This is a genomic window from Campylobacter concisus UNSWCS, assembly GCF_000466685.1.
GTDB lineage: Bacteria > Campylobacterota > Campylobacteria > Campylobacterales > Campylobacteraceae > Campylobacter_A > Campylobacter_A concisus_A.
Genome location: NZ_ANNG01000107.1, coordinates 1 through 228, shown reverse-complemented (window position 1 = coordinate 228; position 228 = coordinate 1). Strand labels below are relative to the sequence as shown.

The window sequence follows — 228 nt, the reverse complement described above, 5'->3', positions numbered from 1 at the left end:
CCACCATGATCTTCTGCTGTTGCTGTTACAGTATCGCCTGGGTTAAGTGGTTTATTGCCTGGAGTTGGAACTTCCCAGTTACCATTGTTATCTACTGTTGCAGTAGCTGTGCTTCCATCAGGGAATGTTACAGTTACACTAGTGTCTTTCTCAGGGTTCTCTACCTTACCAGTTACCTTAGTATCATCATTGTCGATTGGATCGATAGATGGTTTATTAGCTGGAGTA

At 43.0% G+C, this 228-nt stretch carries 1 protein-coding gene; it reads right to left on the bottom strand.

Features of this window, described 5'->3' with window-relative positions; genetic code table 11:
• Positions 1–228 (bottom strand): Ig-like domain-containing protein (locus tag UNSWCS_RS12135; RefSeq protein ID WP_035144146.1); only part of this gene is annotated, 228 nt, incomplete at both ends.